Consider the following 19502-nt stretch of genomic DNA (forward strand, 5'->3'; position numbering starts at 1 on the left):
GATTTCTGGTTGGAAATTTTCTGCTCGATAAAAAAGGAACGCCTCTATGTTGTGGACAATTCTTCTAGTCCTTCTCGTTCTCTGGGTTCTGGGCGCGTTCGTCATTCCGGTCGGCGGTGGCCTGATCCATCTACTCCTGGTTCTGGCCGTAATCGTTCTGGTCTATCAGTTCGTGACCGGAAGACGAGCCTGATTGGAAAGCCGGGCGCTCAAAATCAGCGATGTGAACCAGGGGAATGTTGGTGGGGCTAGGTGCGAGCAACCGAAGCCCCCCAACATTCATCAACGGCAGGAGGCCCGACCACCAATATTTTCTGACCGATCGCAAAGCTTAGCCATAATGACGCCGATCTATCATTTTTCTGCATGGTCAGTTCTACAGAATTGCTTACCACCTGAGAGCTAAGAGTCCGTTTGGAAAATCAGGGATGAGCGTTTCGGCGTAGTAGGTTTCCACCCATGGCGACGAGGATCATCGCCTGTGAGACGTCGATGCGCTTTTCGTAGTCGCGGACCAGACGGCGCCATCGGGTCATCCATCCGAAGGTGCGTTCGACGACCCAGCGGCGCGGAAGCACCTTGAAGCCCTGCTGGCGATCGCTTCGACGGATGACCTCCACGACAAAGTCGAGGTAGCTGGCCTTGTCCATGAGCTTGAGGCGATCATAGGCGCCATCGGCAAAGAGATGCTTCACCCACGGCCAGCGCTTGCGGATGCCATCGAGGATCGCCTGAGCGCCTGCACTATCGGAGATATCGGCGGTAGTGAGGTTGACCATCAGCAAGCGTCCATCGGTGTCGACTGCGATATGCCGCTTGCGACCGACGATCTTCTTGCCTGCGTCAAAACCGCGCTTTTCTGCGGAAGGCGCCTTGACCGACTGGCTGTCGATGACCGCCGCACTGGGGCTGGCTTCTCGCCCCTCACGTTCTCGGTCCAACATCAATTCGATGTCGTGGATCGTCTGGAACAGGAACCTGCGTGCCAGCTCCCGAAACCAGCCATAGACCGTCTGCCAGGCGCCAAAATGGATCGGCAGCATCCGCCAACCACACCCCGATCGCACCAGATAGCGGACCGCGTTGATCACTTCGCGGAAATCCACCTCGCGGGGACGGCCTCGACGACCCGGCTTGGGCATCAACGGCGCAAGGCGATCCCATTCCTCATCGGTCAGGTCACTGGGATAACGCTTCGTCTTCTTCGCAATCTGGGCCATCCGCCCCCGGCTCTGCTGCGTCCACATCCAGAGCCTGAATCACGCAGATACGCCTATGACAACCCCTGCCGCCGATTTCCCAAACAGCCTCTAACAGCTAACCCGACAGCGTGCTGCCGGCATTTCGATGTCCGGATCATGCCAGATGATGTCTGCGTGCAGCACCTGGACAGGCCGCTCCGTTGCTAATTCGTTGCGAACGGCAGTGTCAGAATTCGGCGCGCGGGCCTGGAAGTAGCGCATGATTTCTCAGCGGCACGATCAAGGCCTGGCGCAGGTTCGGATTTCGCAATATTCGCCAATCCGTTATCAGCCTTCCTCACTTGAACATCCTTGTGTGGCATGCCTACCTTCTTTTTCCAGATATTTTCTTCATAACAATCCAGTGCCCATGCGGTTGCAAAGCAAAGAATATACTCCATTTTTCAATGGCTCAAGCCGCAATCAATGAGTCGATTACTCAGTTTGAAGAAGATGGCGATCGATAGGCTGCCGGGTCGTCTTCCGCGCTCTCTAAACTGACATATGCGCGCTGACGCCTCGCTCAGTCTACCCAGCTTGTGGAAAGCCCTCCCGGTTGGGTAGCTCACTTTTGCTAGACTTCGCTTCTTTCTCGGCTTTCGCGGATATCTTTCGTCCGTCGACGATCAGCGCGAGACACCGGAAATAGTGGCTCGTGCAGCCGCGGGCGAATGCTTTCGGGTGAACGCAATCCAAGGCCAGACCGAGCCGGGCTTCCGACCATCGATCAGTCTATTTGCCTCTTGAACGAGGTTGCATCAGCCTGTGCCCACCAGCGCGCAAGACGCGGATCGCGAGCGCCATCGAGCAATTCCCCAGGCTCAACGAAGGGATAGAGTTCATCGAAGGAACGCATCTCAACGGCACTGATCCGCTGGCGCAATCCGTCCGGCGTAAACTCGTCGGGAGAATTGAGGCCGCATGCGACGACGATGTCATGCAGTGCCGACAGGGTGGATTGCTGGAACCGGGCGACACGCTCCGCCTTCTCGGAAATCACCAGGCCTCTCTGACGGGCCGGTGACTGTGTCGCCACGCCGGTTGGACAGGTGTCGGTATGACAGCGCATGGACTGAACGCAGCCGAGCGAGAACATGAAGGCTCGCGCCGCATTGCACCAATCTGCGCCCAGAGCCGCATTCATCGCGATCCCCGCACCCGAACTGACCTTGCCTGAAGCCGCCAGTTTGATCTTCCCCTTGAGATTGGTGCCGACAAGTGCGTTGCGCGCAAGCATCAGTCCCTCGCGCAGCGGCATGCCAACCCGGTCCGACAATTCGGTGGGAGCAGCCCCCGTGCCACCCTCGGCGCCGTCAATCACGACGAAGTCGATCAGGATGCCGGTCTCGATCATCGCCTTCACCACAGCGAAAAGTTCATGGGGATAGCCCACGCACAATTTGATCCCGACCGGTTTGCCGCCAGAAAGTTCGCGCATCCTTCCAGCAAATTCGACGAGCTGGATCGGAGTGGAAAAGGCGCTGTGTCCAGCGGGCGACAGGCAATCCTCGCCCATGGGCACGTCGCGGGTCTCGGCGATCTCGCGCGTCACCTTGGCCGCTGGCAATAGTCCGCCATGACCGGGCTTGGCGCCCTGGCTCAGCTTGATCTCCGTCATCTTCACTGCGTCATGGGCGGCCCGATCAGCGAAATGGCTTGGATCAAACTGGCCTTGTCGGTCTCGGCAGCCAAAATAGCCCGACCCTATTTCCCAGACGATGTCGCCGCCATGTTTGAGATGATAGGGCGACAGGCCGCCTTCTCCAGTGTCGTGATAGAAAGCACCGATCTTTGCGCCGAGGTTGAGCGCCTCGATAGCATTGCTGCCGAGTGCGCCGAAGCTCATTGCCGAAATATTGAGGCGCGCCGCCTGATAAGGCCGACTGCATTGATCCGTGCCGACATGGACCCGTGTTTCCCTCGGAGCGTTGCGGGAGGGGGCGATCGAATGGGCAAGCCACTCATATTCGTCGGAATAGACGTCGAGTTCGGTGCCGAATGGATGGGCATCCACCTCGCCCTTGGCGCGAGCGTAGACGAGCGCCCGTTCATCATGGCTGTAGGGTCGCCCATCCAGATCGCTTTCGACGAAATAGGCCCTGGCAAAGGGACGCAACCATTCGAAGAACCAGCGGAAGCGGGCGGAGGCGGGATAGTTTCGACGCAGACTATGATGCGACTGGAACAAATCGGTCAACGCCAGGACCAGGATCGGCGCGAGCACAAGCAACACCCACAGCGCATGGCGATGATGCCAGCCAATGGCCAGCGCTCCAATCGTGCCGACTAGCCCGATCAGCAGCAGCAGGTTTCGGGACAGCGGACGGTCGCGGGTCAATGCCGCGACCAGATTGGGTCTTTCGCTCACGAGAGAAGATTTCGGATCAGCCCGACCACATCGCGACCGCGTCCGTTCAGCACCGCCTTGGCCGAATAGAGCGCCATGCCCGCAACTTGCCCCACTTCGACCTTGGGCGGCATGACCAGTTCGAACCGATCCGTGACCACATCCAGCAGAGCCGGTCCGGGCGCGGCGAGCCAGTCCTTTACGGCCCCTTCAAGCTGGTCGGCTTGTTCAACGCGCCGGCCCCATAGACCCATCGCCTCGGCCACGCGCGCAAAATCAGGATTGACGAGGTCGGTATAGGCCTCCAGCAGGCCTTCCACCTTCTGCTCGATTTCGACGAAATCGAGTGCACCATTATTGAACACCGCGACCTTGATCGGCAGCTTCTCCTGCACTGCGGTCAGCAGGTCGCCCAACAGCATGGCGATGCCGCCATCGCCCGACAAGGATATCACGGTCCGGTCGGGGAACGCCGCCTTGGCGCCCAGGGCCTGAGGCATCGCATTGGCCATTGTGCCATGGCTCAGGCTGATGACGGTGCGATTGTGCCCGGTGGCCGCGACATGGCGCAGGCACCATACCATCGGCGATCCACCATCGGCGGTGTAGATGCTGTCGGCGGGCGCATGCCGTGAAATCATCTCGGTGAGATATTGGGGATGAATTGCCCCACCTTTGCCGATGGTCGCATGCTTGGCCTCATCCTCAACCGTTCGGGCACGATGAGCTAGGCATTCGTTGAGAAACGCGCGTTCGCTACGCGATGCTATGCGTGGCAGCAGCGCTTCGATCGTTGCAGCAACATCGCCCACGACGCCAAGGTCGACAGGATGGCGTCGTCCCAGATGGCTACCATCTATGTCGACCTGGATGATAGTTGCCTTTTCGGGATAAAATTGCCGCCAGGCAAAATCGCAGCCCAGCAGCAGCAGCGTGTCGCAGGCCATCAGCGCATGATAGCCCGCCTCACCGCCGAATATGCCGGTCATCCCGACATTGAATGCATTGTCATGCTCCAGGAAATCCTTGGCGCGCGAGGTATGGGCGACCGGTGCCTGGAGCGCGTGCGCCAAGGCAATGATCTGATCATGGGCGCCCTCGCAACCCGATCCACCGTAGATGGCGATCTTCTTGCCCTGAGCGATCTTAGCGGCGATGCGGTCGATATCCGCATCGGTCGGGCGTATGAGCGGACGGGCGGGATGAACCGCAAAGGGTGGCTCGTCGGGGGCCTTGGCGCTCGAGACATCCGCAGGCACGATCAGTACCGCCACCCCTTTCTTCGCCAGAGCGGCCTGGGCTGCCATCGCGGTCTTGCGCCGTGCCTGTGCGGGCGTCCTGATCTCTTCACAGAATACGCTGCAGCTCTGGTAGATTGACCGGAAGTCGACCTCCTGTGGGAAGTCGAAGCCCAGCTCATCGCGAACGATCTGGCTGGCAATCAGGACCACGGGCGCGCGATTGCGGTGGGATTCGAACAGGCCATTGATGAAGTGGAGACTGCCGGGGCCGCAGGAGCCCGCACACAGGGCCAATTCGCCGGTCAGCATCGAGTCTGCCCCCGCTGCAAATCCGCCCGCCTCCTCGTGGCGCACATGAACCCAGCGAATGTCGCTTTTGCGGATGGCATCAGTCACATGGTTGAGGGTGTCGCCCGGGACGCCGTAGCATCGCCTCGCCCCGGCTGCCGCGAGCGTTTCCACGATTACCTGCGCCACTGTGGTCATGAACTGTTCCCCGATAGCATCTTGAGATGCAGGGGTAAGCGGCGAGCGGCACCCATGTTCCGTTACAAATGAGTTATGTTGAACGGCGCTCGGTCGTCTGGTGGCTGCCTGGCACCTCTTTCCGTTACAACGGGCTGCCCCTCGTCAGCTGCGAGCCGATAGAAGCGCCACACGCCATCAGGCAAGCGCGACGCTCAACGGGCCATCCGTGGGCATATCATCGATAGCGCCGCACTTGGGGGCAGTAGCCAGGGCGTTGGCACTGGAGAATTTCGGCAGCGCCAGCAGGCTCAGCGCATAGCCGATGATGGCGCTGCCGCCATAGCCCACAACCGGCGTCGGATAATTGCCCAGGGCAGCCGCCAGGATCGCGGCGAACCAGACGGCGCCGAAAGCGACATAGATTGCGCGGCTCTCGGCAGCCCGGCGCCAACCAATGACTGAAGGGACGACGAGCAGCATCAAGCCGCCCAATACCGCCAGTCCCGCAACGGCATGAAGGTCGAACGATGAATAGAGAATCTGATCGACATAGGGTACTGCGGGCAGTCTGTCGGCACGGATCAGCGTTGCCGCAAAGCTCGCGGCGCTGGCAGCAAGTGCGGTGCACACATGTCGATCGGGGCGCATGACTGCAAGCGCGGTTAGGCAGATCACGAGCATCGCCGCCATCGCGCGATCGGGCTGAAGCGCCATTGCGACCGCAGCCGCGACGATGCTGACAGTCGCGGGGACGTTTCGAAAACGCGAAAATGCGACGAGCATTGTCGGCAAGAGGATCAGACTTGGCTGCATCGCCAATCCTCCCCAATAAACCCAGCGCGCTATTCCATCGGCTTGGGAGCCGAAAAGAGCTGTTGCCAACAATGCGCCTGCCATCATGAGGTTTGCCCCGTCCGTCCAACCTTGCCCCGATCGGGCCGCGCGTTCCAGCAGCAGCAGCAGAGTCAAGCCGATGATCAAGGCGCCCAGATTCACCCCAAGATAGCGCATCGGCGCACCGGCGATCGCCATATAGGCAGTGCCGAGCAGGACAGCGCTGGTCAGACAGACGATGCCCAGCGCACGGGGACGACGTGTAGCGGCGTTGACGATATGCATGATGGTCGATCCTTCCGGACGGGAAACATGGTCACCAACAGGCGAGGCGAAGATGGTCAGCAGGCGGGATGCGACCGCACGCGGCATGAGCCCACATAGGCTGCCGAGCGTGAATAAGAGAGCCTTGCTGTCATCCGGGATGGCAGCGGCTTCGCAACGGATCGCCCATCCCCATGGCTGCAAAGGCGTGGGCAGCGTAGCTTGCAGCGCACGACAGGCCAGATCGATCAAGCGGCGACGAAGCCCTATGCTCATATGGTTGCCTGCCGGCTGCGCACGGCAGTTGTGACCGGATGACCGGGAGGATTGGCGCGGGCAAGCTGCACACCGCTCGCCGTCAACCGGTAGGCGTGCCGTGGCGGGCGGCCAGCTTCAACTGGCTGCTGCCATTCTGCTTCAAGATGTCCCTGAGCTTCCAGGCGGATGAGGAGCGGATAGAGTGTGCCGGATTTCACATCAGCGTGGCGCGCCAGTTCATATCCGTGCGACCATTGGCCATCGGCATCGAGCAGGACGGCAAGTACCATCCGGGCGTGAGAGGACAAGGAACGTGTTCGAGGCATGATCAATAAATCTACCTATATAGATTTATTGTCAAGCTTCCATCGGAATGTAGCATGGAAGCGCGCCATAATGTTGCTTGAGATTGACCGATTGCCAATCGTCCCACTAGGTTCTCCACACGGAATTGATGACAGGCTTTTCGCACCATCTGAGCAGGAAAAGGCATGACGGAAGAAGAAGCTTACGCGCTCAGACTGCAATCCGTCGCCGCCACCAAGCTGGCGCAGACCACGCTTGAATTTGCCATCAACATGGCGCGATTGCAGGGATTGTCCCTCGATCTGGAAGGCGCTGCCCAAGCGCATCTCAATTGTGAACTGAATCACAGCCTCGACCCGAAAAGTCTGGCAATAGAAGGTGACGCGCGCATGATTGTCGCAGAAATGCTCCTCGCTTTCGCGCGCAAGTCGGGCTGCTGATCGCCGGCCTCGCAAAAGACCTGCCGCTGCGGCTGACCAGGTTTCCGGAGAGCTTGGCCAGAGCAGCATCCGATCCATCATTTTGTGCAGCACGGCGTGTTACAGCCTTGCATGCCACAGCCCTTAGGCCAGTCACCGGCCCAGCTTGAAAAGCCAATGGCAAAAGCTAACGGAACGGCACAAATTGTTGCTCGTTCATGTCTCCATGAAGCCATTCGCGCCTGCAGAACGCATTCCCTATCTCCATGCCCGTCGTGACCTCAAAATGGCACGGTCGGCCCATGCTTATGTGCGGGGCAACACTTCACGTTTCTACGAATGGCTGGAAGATAGCAGGCTTGCCCGGATCGTCCCGGAAGGGCCGGCGATCTGGATCTGCGGGGACTGCCATCTTGGCAATCTTGGTCCGTTAGCGGATAGCGACGGCAATGTCGCGATCCAGATACGCGATCTTGATCAGGCAGTCATCGGCAATCCCGCTCATGATCTCATCCGCCTTGGTCTGTCACTTGCGACTGCGGCGCGCGGTTCCGATCTTCCAGGCGTCATCACCGCTCGCATGCTGGAAGAGATGATTGCGGGCTACGCCGAAGCCTTTTCCGACCCGGACCAGGACGAGCGGGAGGCCCAGCAGGAACCTGATGCGGTGCGCACGGTTCGCCGCCGTGCTCTCAACCGCAAATGGCGTCATCTGGCCAAAGAGCGGCTGGAGGCGATTGAACCCTGTATTCCTCTTGGCAAGCGATTTTGGCCGCTCGATAAAAAGGAATATGCGGCCCTGCGCGATGTCGTGATCCATCCGCCTGTCAGCGCGATGATCCTGTCTCTCGATCATCGCGGGAAAGAACGCACACCTGTCATGGCGGACGCTGCCTATTGGATGAAGGGTTGCAGTTCGCTTGGCCTTCTGCGGTTTGCCGCGGTCGTCACCTTGGAAGGAAAAAAGCGCACCGATCATGCGCTGGTCGATCTCAAGGAAGCTGTTCAACCTGTCGCGCCGATCGCGTCCGGAGCCTGCATGCCGGATGATCCTGCTGAACGCGTGCTGGCAGCAGCACGCGCCTTGTCTCCGCATCTGGGCGAGCGCATGGCCACAGCAAGGATGCTTGGACATTCGATCTTCGTTCGCGAACTGATGCCGCAAGACCTCAAGATCGAGGCAGAACAATTTTCTCGGGGCGAGGCCCTGAAAGCCGCGCGATATCTCGCCTTCGTTGTGGGAAAAGCCCATGCACGACAAATGGACAAAGCGACACGCCGCGCATGGCTCACGACTTTGCGCAACGGCCGATCGAACGGCATGGACGCCCCATCCTGGTTGTGGCGGGCCGTAGTTGCCTTGGCGGCGCGACATGAAGCAGGCTATCTCGACCATTGTCGCATTTATGCACTGGCGCGCTGAGACATCTTTCGTCTGGGAAGGATGCTCAGCCGTGCGGACGTGCCGACTGCGCTCGGTAAAATCACACTGATTGAGATTAAAGCGACAGCGGCGACCGGGAACGCCCCTCTTGGCTAGGGATTGTCCTTCTGGCGGGACAATATTTGTCTCGAGCAGATTGGAGAGTATCATGAGCATTGAAGGCAAGGCCAAGGAAGCCGCCGGCTACGTGAAGGAAGAAGCTTTCGAGCATGGCAAATCGCCTGAAAGCCAGAAGAAGGCCCAGGAGGGTCGCGACCTTCGCAACGAAGGTAGGGTGGAAGACGGCAAACCACCCAAGACCGACAAGCCCGGCACCGGCGAGTAACGGTCCTCCAATGAAAATCGCCGCCCCGGTCCGGGGCGGCGATTTTCATTGGAGTGCCTCTATTTTAGCGGTTTGTAGCTGCATTTGAATTTCAACGGGCGGGCTGGCAGGCTCGGTGTCAAATGGATGTGGAACTGCTCTCCGACCATCGTGTCGAGCGCGAAAGCCTGCTCCGCCTCATACATGTCGTCACGATGGGCGTCCTTCCATCCAGCCACGGCCTCGATCGCCTTTGCCTTCGCCCGCGACAGGCTGGTTGCCACGACGAACATGTTGCGATGCTGCTCCGCGAAGTCCGTCGGGTCATACCCTCCCAGATTGACATAATATAGCCTCTCGGCGCCCGTCCATCGCTCGGGGCGTAGAGTGACATTGTAGCCATCGGCATGATCGATCACGGCCCAGCAGTCTATGTGCAGCGTGCCTGGCGTGCCCCACCATTGCTCCCGCAATGCTGCATGGGTGTCCGTGATCGTATCAGCTACGACAAACCGCATATCGTGGATTTCGATATGGGCCCTGGGATGTTCGCCGCCCACATATATCGCAAAAAGCTTCATATCGGTGCTCCGGGCTGGTGCTCGGACCGTACAGGCGATCGCGATGGGCGTATCGCGATCGCACAAGCCAGTTCGGCGCCGACTACCAGGCCCATTTCATGGGAGCTGGTGATGCCCTGGACAAAGGGATGGCGACCAAGAATGAAAGGCAGGCATAGACAGAATATGCGTCGCGCCGCCGGGTCGTCAGAGACAGGATGATAGCGCTCGTCGATTGCGACACCTTTGACGCTGCAGCCTTGCATGTCTGCGGCATTTTGGACGATTTCCTGTTCGATCAAGGTTGGGAAGGGGAATGCGTCAACATTGAGTGGACGCTGTCCGGTTGCTTCGATGAACACAGGATAATGGTGATCTTCGCCATCAATCAACACATGCACACCGGAATCGGCTCGATGACTATCGATTCTGTAATTTTCTCCCAATGCCTTCACATCCAATTTTTTTGCCTGATGTAGTGCTATCAGGCGTTCGATGGAAAGGTGTGGCACTGTTGCATAGTCGTCGATGAATATCGGCTTTAGAAAGCGGTCAAACCGCTCGAGTTCATCTTCATCAAGGTGCGGAACGATCAGTGCCATCACCTCATGCATCCGCAAGATGGCATAGCGCCATGGAACGGTGACTTCCTTGGCGAAGTTGCGCTTGGCTTCTGCCAGGTTGGTCGCTGCCCACTCAAATGGATCGACGTTGGCGCGCTCTCCAAAATAGCGATCCGAAAACTGTTCGGGCGCGAGGTCTGCAAGCATGATGCGTTTCGCATAATCCGGGTCAGCCTCCTGCAGCTCCTGCCGGAAAAGCGCGTAGGCTCGACGGAGAATATCGCCTTCTCCATCCTCGATCAGGCTTGTGATCGCTGCTTCCGTGCAGATCGAAAGCGGTATGTAGGGGATGGTATGGTAGAAATCAGCTTCCGGAAGCAGGCCCTTGCGCGACATCATCGTTATCTGAAGCTTTTCATGGCCGGGCTTTGACCGATATGTCAAAGCTCCGCCGTTCCGGCATTCGAACTGACCGTGGGCGACAGCCAGAGCCACCGCGGCATCAATGGCCGTCAGTGAGCTTCCGCGCAGCCCAACCTTTGTAGCGGAAATCCGCTGAAGCGCGCTTGCCGGCCATGGGCTCAGATAATAGCCGGGTCGCACTTCGGGCTCTTCGGGCCACTGATGCCCAGTCGCCAGGACGACATAATCAAACCACTCGATTGACTGGGGCAAGCGGGCAGGGGCGATCATCAGCTTCAGGCTGTCTCCTTCAACTTCAATGTCGACTACCTTGGTTCGCGCGCGGACATGAACGTCGATCCCCTTCAAACGGGCGCGCTCGACCAGTTGGGTGAACTGGTCGAGAAAGAACCGGCCGAGCGCTACCCGCGGGTAAAAAGCCCGTTCGTCGACGCCTGATCGATCAATGCCGAGTGCACGAAGCCGATCCTCATCCTGGCGGCCGAGCCAATCGATCAACGTTTCTGCCAGAGGCGGAATTTCGACGCTCGCAATGTTGGACAGCATGGCGGGATCATTCCAGCCTGGCCGATATGGGGTGCCCAGACCTGGCTGGGATTGCAGTTCAAATATGGTGATATTGGCGTCAGGCCGGCCTGGTAAACTCCCGAGGGCATCAATCAGCGCGTTCAACGTATAGATGGTGGTCGGACCTGCGCCGACGAAAGCGATTGCGGTAGGCATGTCAGTGCAATTCCCGTGGCGCCATTGAGTGCCATGGTAACTGCCATAGTTGATGCGAATTAAGCTCTTTTCCTGTTAGCGCCACGCGGTATCGGCACCGTATGAGCTCGCAGAACAGGACCTCAAAGCCCGGCCTCCCGCCCTCCGCCACGACAGATTGCCTCAGCTGAACGCCGTTTTCACCACGGATGATGCATCTAGCATGCGCGTCTTGCGCCGATATGAACTCTACCATCGTTTAAGGGCGCGCGCCGCCGCCATCGCAACTGCTCCCGCCGATCGGTCTACGCAGCTCATTCACTGGAACCAGATGCCCTTGCGGCTCGTAAATTGCCCTGTCGCCTCAGGAGGCAACCCGGACAATGTCCATCATTCCACTCAGCAAGGAGCGAACATGGCAGAGCGTCTCACCATGCAGGACCCGCGCGCGCAATATCCCAAGCCGCCATTTCCAGAGCAGCCGCAACCGGTCCCCGGCATCGCAGCAAACATGGATCCAAAGCCTGATCATGGCGAGGACAGCTATGTCGGTTCAGGAAAGCTCAAGGGCCGCAAGGCGCTCGTTACCGGTGGCGATAGCGGCATCGGCCGGGCTGCAGCCATTGCCTTTGCGCGAGAAGGCGCTGATGTCGCCATCTCCTATCTTCCAAGTGAAGAAGCTGACGCAAAGGCAGTGGTCGCCCTCATCGAGGCTGAAGGGCGCACGGCCGTGGCGCTACCGGGCGACATCACCGATGAGAGCTGGTGCCGCAAACTTGTCGATGAAACGCTCTCTGGCCTAGGCGGCCTCGACATCCTCGTCATCAATGCTGGTCATCAACAATATCGCGATGATGTGACAGCCGTGAGCTCGGAAGATTTCGACCGTACGCTCAAGACCAATCTCTATGCCATGCATTGGATCACGCAGGCGGCGGTTCCTCATCTACCTGCTGGCGCATCCGTGATCACCACCGCCTCGGTGCAAGCCTATGAGCCGTCGGCCATTCTCCTGGACTATGCCACGACCAAAGCCGGCATCGTCGCCTATACCAAGGCGCTGGCAAAGCAGCTGATCGAGAAGGGCATCCGCGCCAATGTGGTGGCGCCCGGTCCATTCTGGACCGTGCTGCAGCCCAGCGGGGGGCAGCCGCAGGAAAAGGTCAGACAGTTCGGCGAGCAGAGCCAGTTCGGTCGTCCTGGCCAGCCAGTCGAGATTGCGCCCGTTTATGTGCTGCTTGCCTCGCAGGAGGGCAGTTATATCACGGGCGAAGTCTATGGTGTGACGGGAGGTGCCGGTATCGCGTGATGCAAATAACGGCCCCGCATCACTGTGGGGCCGTTATGGCAGTGAATATCCGGGAACGTGCCTTCATGGAATGTATTGCCTTGGGCGTTGCCGGAAACCAGCTGGAAGGGAAGCGACCATTTGCGTCGTTCATGCTACGGTTTCTAAATCTGCAATCCGCCATCGCCCCTGAGACGCTGCTTTTCACCCTTCCAAGAGCTCGGAGCGCGCCAGCCGCCGGCCCGTGGTCAAGGTCTGAATGACGAAAAGAAGAATAAGAATAAAGCCTGCTGCCCCGACAAACAGGTCGAAGCCCGACAGGCGCCCAAAATATCCTGGACCAGAACCCAAAACCATCATCATCAGCGTGAGCGCGATAAGCATCAATCTCAATTCGGTCGGGCCCGCTGCGAGATATGACAGCTTGAACTCTCCCAGCACGCGCGCGGCAAGATAGGCGTGGATCGAGAGCAGCAAATATCCAGCAAGCGCCACCATCGCGATGTCCATGGTGACGAACGGACTGAGGCCGATGCCGGTAAGGATGAGTAGGGTCGCAAGCCCATCGCAACTATGATCGATGAAATAGCCATAGGAAGGACGCTCAATGCGGCGAAAGCGAGCGATGCTCCCGTCCATTGAATCCCCAAACCATTGGACGACATAACCAACAATGGCGAGCGACAGCCACGATGTGTGTAGATTGCTTGCCACATAGCCTATGAAAATCAAACATGCACCGAACATGCCCAAGGCCGTCAGGCGATCGGGGGTGACGTACTGCGGCATTTGAGCGCATAACCAGTTCAGCAATTTCCGCTCTTTCGCGGCAAGCCAATTCTCTTGGATGCGGGAAAGGGCGGCTAAATTCTTTAGGGGAATTGTCATAGTCCCTTATGAAGCCATAAGCCTCACTGGGCAATGTGAGAATGGCGATACCTCCCGTCACTTCCAAGGCATATGCCTGATGGCAGCTTGCGACCGATTCCGTTGTTCCCAGCGCCTCTTCAAGTTTGCTTAGGGAGAATTGGAAACAGTCCGCTATCTACCCGTCACTGCAATCACGCTCGGGTTTAGCTTCGAGACTCTTTGGGCAAATTATCTGGGAATCTTCCTGCTGTCGCGGCACCGCTCGGACCTCTATCTGGACGATCACTAGTCGGAGCCGGGGCGTCGGGCTCGTCGATGTCTGTGGTACGTATGGCAGGGCTTCCGAGCCCTTCCCCAGCGATCGTTGCGCTACGATCTCCCGGCGAGACCTTCTGGGCGGCCTTCCGGTTGGTGCGCTCGCCAGCGCCGGTGTCCTCTGGACCGTCGGTAGTTTTAGGTGTCGTGGGCATCATCGATATCCTTTTTCGCCTCATCGTCGAAACAAACAAAGCGCGCGCGCAATTGGTTTCACGATCGAGGCGACACTGATCTCCGACCGTCCGCTCCCGACCGTCGATCGCTGTTTGCCGGGGCGCCCGGCGCCGGCCCCCTACAGCGGTTGGTCCACTTCTAGGCGGGAACGCTGCCCGGCGCGAACCAATCGGATCGTTTGATGCCGCCACTTTTTACCCTGCCAGGATGAAGGCCCAGCCTCATCCCAGACCAGCGTCTTTCCTAGCGCCAGCTGCAAGTGCCGGGGCCTTGGCCTGAAATATGGCCGTCTGAACTTGGCCGGTCCGCGCACCGATCGCAGCCACGAGCCTGTCGCGATCATTAGTGTATATGGTGGCGGACAGCTTTGCTCGGGAGATCCCTACATAGAAGGACTTCTGATCGACCAGGTTGGTCGCTCTGCTGTCGGCATGGATGATGACGTGGTCGGCGGTCCTGCCCTGCGCCGCAAAGGCGGTATCGACATAGGCATGGGCAATATGCCGGTCGCGGGCGGAATCGAGATGGAGCGTTTCGATCTTCCCTCGTCCAGTCTGGACCGTGGCGGTGCGCGCCTCTTGATCAACCGCAAGGACTTGCGCACGGGCGCCATTCACCCGCCCCGTCTCGCGGTCATTGCGGGTGAACCGGATCGTATCGCCGGCCTTGAGGTCGATCGACTGGGCCAAGAAAGCCTGAGCATGACCTGCCCCCCATTGCCGCAGGCGCCAGTCCACCGCGCGCCCATCCTCGGCCCTGAGCGTGATGGCAGCCTTGACCGGATCTATGCTCTCGACGCGATAGGCTTCTCCCCGCGCCACCCCCTTATCGGCATAGTCACGAGTGAAGCTGACGACGTCGCCCTTGTCGTAACTCAGCGGAGCGCGCGCATCGGCTCGGGTGAGCCCCTTGTTGGTGAGGCTTTCCACGGCAACGGCGGGACCGGTCAATATCTCCGATCGAGCGAGGGCGGTGCGAATGTCTGCGGTCAGCACATCGCGCCCTTCGCGCGACGGCTCGATGATGATGGTGCGGGCACGTCCTGTCTTGTCGAGCGCGGCATATCGCTGGGCGATGGCAGCAAAGCGCTCATTCCGATCCGCGTTTTCTATGACCTGCCCGCCACCTCGATCCAGCGCTGCCATGGCTTTTCTGGCATCCCCATCGATCGACGCCAGCACGGCTTCCTTGGTGGCACCATTGGTCTGTCGCACAATCTCGGCCAGCCTGGCGGTCTCCATGCCAGCGTCCTGCAATTGGGCAAAGGCCGCGCCCGCCTCGACTGAACCCAACTGCTTTACATCCCCGACAAGCAGGATGCGGGCATCATGCTTGGCTGCAAGCTCGAACAGTCGCGCCATATCGTGAGCCGACAACAGGGATGCTTCATCCACGATCCACGCGGCAGGTCGACCAATATCGCCACGCTGCGGTGATAACAGGTGTCGGGCCACGGTATCGCCATTTGTGCCCAGCGCCTGCCCAAGCACCATCGCCGCTGATGCGGTGGGCGCAAGTGCGGTGATCGACACGCCTCGCGCCGCAGCCTCACAGGCAAAGGTCGCCAGTACAGTCGTGGTTTTGGCCGTGCCGGCATAGCCCTGCAGAGCCGTGATCCGGTTGCAACTGTTCAGGATGTTCTGGGTGGCAGAGCGCTGATCGGGGTTCCAGCCGAAACCTGCGCGCTCGGCTTGCGCTGCAGCGTTGGCAACCGCCTTTGCGGCCGCAAGTGGGGATGCGATTGGGGCAAGTCCCCCACGCCCGTCCGCCTCGATCCGCAGCATCCTGGTTTCGGTCTCGACATTCTGCCGGGTGGTGAACCCAGAAAATTCGGCGCCGCGCCGGTCGATATAGACACGTTCCAGCAAATCCCCCTTCTTCGTGGCCAAATCGATTGCGGCCCCGATCTGCTCGTAGCCGATCCGGCCCAGCCCGATCCGTCCAGCCTCCTGTCTCAAGGTGGCCTCGGAAAATAGCGACTGCCGCTCTCCCAGACTGGCGGCGGCATGGGCGACAGCGCGGGCTGCGCCATTCTCGCCCTCAAACGCCATCCTGGCGCGATGAGAAGGATCGGCCATTCTGGCCTGAGCCTCTCTTACCATCATCGACCTCACTTCTGCCCCAAAGCCGGTCTTGGCGGCCCTCTCCCGCCATTGCGCAACAAGTCCCGTCTGGTCGGCGAGGACTTTGGCCTCGCGCGTGTCGAGCGCGGCAATCTGCTTCTCCAGAGCGCTGGCGGCATCACGAGATGTTCCCCTTTCGACAAGCGCTGCCTCGATCTCGGCACTTCGGGTGCTGAACGCGTCAATGACACCGGCTGGCACATCCCTGATCTCGAACATGGACTCCTTGCCGGCATCGATCTCATAGCCGAGCTCTCGCACCTTCAAGGCCAGTTCCTGTCGATAGATGGCTCCAATCTGCTTTTGCAGCTGGTAGAGCGCGCGCGGTTCGAGGCTGCGCCAGCCACCATCTTCACCCTGCGTGGCATTCATGATGACATTGTGGGTATGAAGCTGCGGGTCCTGGGCACGGCTGGTGCCATGCTGGAAGCTGGCAATGACCAGATTGCCGGTCGCCTCGCGCGCAACGGTGCCGCCGTCGCGTACACGGGTCGCGGCCATATGCCGTTCGACATGCGCCATCGCGATTTTCACGGCATGGCCATGGGCGTCAATCAAGCGCCGGTCGCCTGCCACCTGGGCCATGATCGACACCGACTTGGGGGCGCTCAAGGTCACGTCCCAGCCGGGACGGTGGTTAAGCGCGCCATCCCGAAAGGCGCCGAGCTGCAGATCGCCGATCCTGCCGTCCAGCAAGGCACGGAACTGGTCGCGGTCCACCTCCCCGCACAGACCCAGCGCTTCGGCGCCCTGGCCCTGCCAATGGGAGGGCGACAAACCGCCCTCGGCATAATAGTCATCGGCCTCATAATAGCTGCTCGCCTGCGCCGAGCTGGTCAATGCCGATACCGATGCCACCATCATACTGGCCCTTGGCTCTCGGGCTGGGTGGAAAGCGGTGACGACGCTGCTGGAGATGGCGGTGCAGGAGATATCGGGGACGCTGGCGCAGCCTTGCCCCAGAGCATGGTCGCCGGATCGGCTTCAATAAGCCGCGGCTGGCGTGGGGGGCCGCGCCGCGCGACATGATCGGCGGTCAGCCGGATTTTGGCTACTGGCAATCCGTCGGGCAGCAGCAAATAGCCATCATGCCGCGCAAGGCGCAGTTCGCTCTCGAAGACGGCCGGGCGGACTTCTCGCCGCTTGCCCAAGCTGATTTGGTGGCCCTCATCACCGTCTACCAGAATGTCGGCCTTGGTCCGCATTTCCATCTCGCACTCGCCGATGGTCTGGCTGGCCCATTTCCTCGTTTCGCTGTCGATGCTTTGCAGGAACAGCTTGCTGTTACAGCAGCCCAGCATGGCCTCGGCGATCTGCGGCCCGTAGCGGTGCTGCATCTGCCCCAGCGCCTGGAAGGTCAATATCACCGCCGCACCAAATTTGCGGCCCTCGGGCAGTAGCCGCGCCAGATTGTCGACGCGGGGCAGGTCGGCCAGTTCATCCAGCACGAACCAGATGCGCCGTGTATCGGAAGGGGGCAGGCCCAGCACGGCGCTTGCCGCACATTCCAGCCAACAGGCGAGCAAGGGTTTGGACGCTTCGAAATAGTCCTCCTTTCTCGGCACGAATATCCAGGGCCGCGCGCCGGAATGCCGATCGAGCCCATTGAAGAAGGTGCGAAAGGCAAAGGGATTGTCCTTGGCGCCCTCGGCGCGCAGGAACTGGATAAGGTCCGCGGCCTTGGCGAGCATGAAAAGGACGCTGCCCGTTGCCCGGTCGGCATCATCGGCAAAGGTGCGTGCCGATGAACTGGTGGCGAGCCATTGCTTGAGATCATCCCTGGTCCGGTTTTTCAGGGCATGAAGCAGGTTTGACAGAGTGCCATTCTTCTCTCGCCACAAAGCCCTGATCATGTTGGCGACAAGGATGCGGCTGGTATCGAGCCACACGTCGCTATCATGTTTCCCGGTTTCGGTGATCAACTGGTGGGCGATGCGGTCGGCATCGGCGGGATGGGCGATCTCGGCGAACGGCGACCAGAAGGCGCAGCGCGCATCGAACGGATTGAGGATGATATCGCCGCGCGCCGGATCGTAATAATGTGCGATGAACTCGCCGCTTGTGTCATAGACCAAAGCAGCTTCGCCACGCGCCTCGATACCGTCGAGCAATTGCCGTAAGGCTGTGGTCTTGCCGCTCCCGGTTGTGCCGATCATGGCCATGTGACGGGTTTCGAGGCGGGTGGGAATTGGTACCTTTCCAATCGAGAGGGTGCGGGCATCGGCCTGCCTGCCGGTCAGCCTGGCGAGTTTATTCTCGTCCGCCACCTGCGTTCCGCCGATCCAGCGATCGGCCAGCAGGCGCTCACGTCGCCGGGCCATCGCATGACGCAAGGCGATCAGCGCAACGAGCCAGCCAGCAAAGCCCAGCATGCTGCCGCCTTTGATGCAGGCCCAGAGAAGATCCACTTGGTGGTGGAAATAGGGATGGGCGATGATCTGGCGGGCCGATCGTCCTTCCTCGATATGGTCGGGATAGTGGACATCGATTCCCGTGTCCGCCTTCCAGGCCGATACGGCCAAGAGTTTGGTCCTGGCCCAATAATAGGTGCCGGTGGCCAGCATGCTGTCCTTGTTCAGCAAGATGGTCGGCAAGGACAGTCCGCCGATGGCGATAGAGGCCAGCATCACCAAGGCCTGCCGCTTGAGGCGCGCGCCCTCGATACCGAGATGATGCTTGCACAGGGCGTCTGCATGGTCGCGGCGATCGTCTCGCCGGGTCATGATCGATGTTCCTGCGCGAGCCGCCGCTGCCGATCATAGGCGGCATGGATCTCCTGGGTGAGGACTTCGTCGCTCTTGCCTGCGCCGCTCGCCGCGCTGCGGGCGTAGCAATAGGCTGCGCAGGCGGTGAACAGCGTGCGGTCGAGCATATGCTCGAGGTCGATGACATGCGTGCCGACCGCTGCAAGTTCGGTCACGATCTCGCGGGTGTCGATCGCGCTGCCTGTTCCCTGGACGAGGGCGATCAGCCCCTGGTCCACGACCCGAGCGAGCATGGCATATTCGCTCAAGCCGCGCTGCCGGGCGAATTCGGCAAGGATGCGATGCTGGGCTGGAGAGAGCCGCACGGTTTGGGCCCGAGCGCTCATCGCACTACCTGTGACGAGATGCTATTTGCCATCGCTAGAAATGGCGCAATTGCGCCATGTCCGCGCCGTTGCGATTGGCGAGATGCTATCGGCATCCCGTCAACCCCGCAGAAATGCGCGATGCACCCGTGCGTGAGGTGTGTATCAAAATTGCTGGCTCGATGCGGAGCATCGCAGCCCTGGAACCTTGCCCAATGGGCGCCCCAATCAACGCTCGCCAGCATGACCGGCTTCGACCATGCGGCGCTCCGACCGGCAACTGCG

The 19502-nt window shown here is 60.0% G+C and carries 16 protein-coding genes; 5 read left to right on the top strand and 11 right to left on the bottom strand.

Translation table 11 applies throughout. From position 1 onward, the window contains the following. Nucleotides 1-46 precede the first annotated feature (46 nt). Nucleotides 47-193 (top strand): lmo0937 family membrane protein, encoded by a 147-nt coding sequence (locus E5554_RS05045; protein ID WP_004209597.1) that lies wholly within the window; start codon nucleotides 47-49, stop codon nucleotides 191-193. Nucleotides 194-422: 229 nt separating this feature from the next. On the opposite strand, the gene E5554_RS05050 is transcribed toward E5554_RS05045, so the two are convergent. The 5 genes from E5554_RS05050 to E5554_RS05070 all read right to left on the bottom strand — a co-directional run bounded on the left by E5554_RS05050 (nucleotide 423) and on the right by E5554_RS05070 (nucleotide 6943). Then, complete coding sequence (locus tag E5554_RS05050) at nucleotides 423-1247, bottom strand: IS5 family transposase (protein WP_125990377.1); 825 nt, start codon at nucleotides 1245-1247, stop codon at nucleotides 423-425. A gap of 721 nt (nucleotides 1248-1968) precedes the next feature. Continuing rightward, nucleotides 1969-3609: an FMN-binding glutamate synthase family protein gene (locus E5554_RS05055; RefSeq protein ID WP_136186151.1), complete on the bottom strand. Its 1641-nt coding sequence runs from the start codon at nucleotides 3607-3609 to the stop codon at nucleotides 1969-1971. Next, complete coding sequence (locus tag E5554_RS05060; RefSeq protein ID WP_136186152.1) at nucleotides 3606-5315, bottom strand: thiamine pyrophosphate-dependent enzyme; 1710 nt, start codon at nucleotides 5313-5315, stop codon at nucleotides 3606-3608. The genes E5554_RS05055 and E5554_RS05060 overlap by 4 nt, the downstream gene beginning before the upstream one ends. Nucleotides 5316-5492: 177 nt before the next feature. Then, entirely contained in the window at nucleotides 5493-6647 is a 1155-nt protein-coding gene (locus E5554_RS05065) for a hypothetical protein (protein ID WP_247594380.1), read from the bottom strand. 20 nt (nucleotides 6648-6667) lie between these two features. Next, on the bottom strand, nucleotides 6668-6943 hold the full coding sequence (locus tag E5554_RS05070) for a helix-turn-helix transcriptional regulator (RefSeq protein WP_210729804.1): 276 nt from the start codon (nucleotides 6941-6943) through the stop codon (nucleotides 6668-6670). Between the two features lie 201 nt (nucleotides 6944-7144). Here E5554_RS05070 and E5554_RS05075 point away from each other — a divergent pair, with 201 nt between their 5' ends. The 3 genes from E5554_RS05075 (at nucleotide 7145) to E5554_RS22945 (ending at nucleotide 9147) form a co-directional block, all read left to right on the top strand. Continuing rightward, the gene (locus E5554_RS05075) at nucleotides 7145-7399 is read left to right on the top strand and encodes a hypothetical protein (protein ID WP_136186154.1); all 255 of its coding nucleotides are present in this window, start codon (nucleotides 7145-7147) and stop codon (nucleotides 7397-7399) included. A 205-nt stretch (nucleotides 7400-7604) separates the two neighbouring features. Further along, nucleotides 7605-8801: a DUF2252 family protein gene (locus E5554_RS05080; RefSeq protein ID WP_136186155.1), complete on the top strand. Its 1197-nt coding sequence runs from the start codon at nucleotides 7605-7607 to the stop codon at nucleotides 8799-8801. A gap of 169 nt (nucleotides 8802-8970) precedes the next feature. Beyond that, complete coding sequence (locus E5554_RS22945) at nucleotides 8971-9147, top strand: hypothetical protein (protein ID WP_168708679.1); 177 nt, start codon at nucleotides 8971-8973, stop codon at nucleotides 9145-9147. A gap of 59 nt (nucleotides 9148-9206) precedes the next feature. On the opposite strand, the gene E5554_RS05085 is transcribed toward E5554_RS22945, so the two are convergent. Continuing rightward, nucleotides 9207-9707, bottom strand: a complete 501-nt coding sequence (locus E5554_RS05085; protein WP_136186156.1) for a DUF1543 domain-containing protein — start codon at nucleotides 9705-9707, stop codon at nucleotides 9207-9209. Then, entirely contained in the window at nucleotides 9704-11395 is a 1692-nt protein-coding gene (locus E5554_RS05090; RefSeq protein ID WP_136186157.1) for an FAD/NAD(P)-binding protein, read from the bottom strand. Before E5554_RS05090 ends, E5554_RS05085 begins: the two co-directional genes overlap by 4 nt. 394 nt (nucleotides 11396-11789) lie before the next feature. On the opposite strand from E5554_RS05090, the gene E5554_RS05095 reads away from it, so the two are divergent. After that, nucleotides 11790-12683: an SDR family oxidoreductase gene (locus E5554_RS05095; RefSeq protein WP_063141850.1), complete on the top strand. Its 894-nt coding sequence runs from the start codon at nucleotides 11790-11792 to the stop codon at nucleotides 12681-12683. Between the two features lie 183 nt (nucleotides 12684-12866). Here the strand turns inward: E5554_RS05095 and E5554_RS05100 are convergent, their stop codons facing one another. The 4 genes from E5554_RS05100 to E5554_RS05115 form a co-directional block, all read right to left on the bottom strand. Beyond that, on the bottom strand, nucleotides 12867-13550 hold the full coding sequence (locus E5554_RS05100; RefSeq protein WP_136186158.1) for a CDP-alcohol phosphatidyltransferase family protein: 684 nt from the start codon (nucleotides 13548-13550) through the stop codon (nucleotides 12867-12869). Between the two features lie 695 nt (nucleotides 13551-14245). After that, complete coding sequence (gene mobF / locus E5554_RS05105; protein ID WP_136188263.1) at nucleotides 14246-17008, bottom strand: MobF family relaxase; 2763 nt, start codon at nucleotides 17006-17008, stop codon at nucleotides 14246-14248. Further along, nucleotides 17008-18870 (bottom strand): type IV secretion system DNA-binding domain-containing protein, encoded by a 1863-nt coding sequence (locus E5554_RS05110; RefSeq protein WP_136186159.1) that lies wholly within the window; start codon nucleotides 18868-18870, stop codon nucleotides 17008-17010. The genes mobF and E5554_RS05110 overlap by 1 nt, the downstream gene beginning before the upstream one ends. Further along, nucleotides 18867-19238: a hypothetical protein gene (locus E5554_RS05115; protein ID WP_004209615.1), complete on the bottom strand. Its 372-nt coding sequence runs from the start codon at nucleotides 19236-19238 to the stop codon at nucleotides 18867-18869. Before E5554_RS05115 ends, E5554_RS05110 begins: the two co-directional genes overlap by 4 nt. Nucleotides 19239-19502: the final 264 nt, after the last annotated feature.

Origin of the sequence: Sphingobium sp. PAMC28499, from assembly GCF_004795815.1 — a bacterium.
In the GTDB taxonomy this organism is placed as follows: domain Bacteria; phylum Pseudomonadota; class Alphaproteobacteria; order Sphingomonadales; family Sphingomonadaceae; genus Sphingobium; species Sphingobium yanoikuyae.